The sequence below is a fragment of the Vibrio sp. 1874 genome, assembly GCF_033344395.1.
GTDB lineage: Bacteria > Pseudomonadota > Gammaproteobacteria > Enterobacterales > Vibrionaceae > Vibrio > Vibrio alginolyticus.
The window spans coordinates 1-1,124 of record NZ_JAWPOR010000149.1; the positions used below are offsets into that span (position 1 = coordinate 1).

Sequence of the window (1,124 nt, forward strand, 5' to 3'; positions counted from 1 at the left end):
GACCTGCCTTTTCACGCTATGCCCAACCGCATAAAGAGCGAGTCCGTACACTGCCGCATCAGCAAAATTGTCCAGGGACTCTGCAATGAGGCCAGTTGACTGAGCCATCAGACCGGCAGTAATTTCCACCAGGAACAGAAGTGCATTGATGCCGAGCAACCAGCGCAGGGTCCCGGATTCTTGCTTAGCAGAAGCTGCCGAAAACTCGGCGGCCTTGATGGTCTCCGGATTTGCAGCGACGGTTTCCTGAAGCGAGGCGCCTAGCCCCAAGGTCTTCAGTTTCGCAGTGAAAGGATCAGCCTCTCCATCATGCACGACCTTCAACCGGCGGTTCGACAGGTCGAAAGACAGCGCCCGAATCTCCTCAAAGCCGTTCAGGGCTAGGCGAATCATTCGTTCTTCTGATGGACAGTCCATCTTCGGCACGGCATAAACACTGACCCATCTCCCTGGCGCCTCGGAGGAGGCCTGTATATCGGTATCCGCTGCGGACGTTGCATCACCGCCACAGGCGCCACCACAGGATTTGCTCATGATACGACTCCACTTGAACAATGTTGTGGTACCATTTAAAACTATAAAGCTACTATAAGGTCAATAGAGTAAAGAATCCGTTGGGGAGGAGGCTGATGCGCATTGGTCAGTTGGCGCAGTTGGTAGGGGTCGAAACACAGACGATCCGCTTCTATGAACAGCAGGGCTTGTTGCCGCCGCCTGATCGGCAGGACAACGGTTACCGTGTCTATACCGAGAAGCATGGTGAGGGGCTGGCCTTCATCCGTCGCTGCAGAATCCTGGGCCTGTCACTGGCTGAGATTCACGAACTACAGAGCTATGAGGACGACCCTCATCAGCCTTGTACCGCCGTCAACGCCTTGCTCGATGATCACATCTCTCATGTGCGGTCGCAGATAACCGCTCTGCAAGCGCTTGAGAAACAACTCGTTTCACTGAGAGCGAGTTGCAACGATGACCGGGAAGTTGAGGCGTGTGGGGTTCTTGCTGGAATTAGCGAAGGAAACATGCACCAGCAGTAGGTGAAGCATCAACCAGATAATCCGATGAGATGCCGGTCTGTCTCACTCTCATGCAAAGGTAAGATCAACCATTTAATCCGCTTACCC

The 1,124-nt window shown here is 53.9% G+C and carries 2 protein-coding genes; one reads left to right on the forward strand and one right to left on the reverse strand.

The window, feature by feature from the left end:
- On the reverse strand, nucleotides 1–534 hold a 534-nt coding region (locus R8N46_RS25225), incomplete at its 3' end, for a cation transporter (RefSeq protein ID WP_411976953.1).
- A gap of 95 nt (nucleotides 535–629) precedes the next feature.
- On the opposite strand from R8N46_RS25225, the gene cadR reads away from it, so the two are divergent.
- Nucleotides 630–1,037, forward strand: coding sequence for a Cd(II)/Pb(II)-responsive transcriptional regulator (gene cadR, locus R8N46_RS25230; RefSeq protein WP_009403731.1), 408 nt, complete (start codon nucleotides 630–632; stop codon nucleotides 1,035–1,037).
- Nucleotides 1,038–1,124: the final 87 nt, after the last annotated feature.

Bases quoted from the DNA above. Each gene is read 5' to 3' on its own strand.
- cadR (WP_009403731.1), top strand. From the start codon at position 630: ATGCGCATTGGTCAGTTGGCGCAGTTGGTAGGGGTCGAAACACAGACG.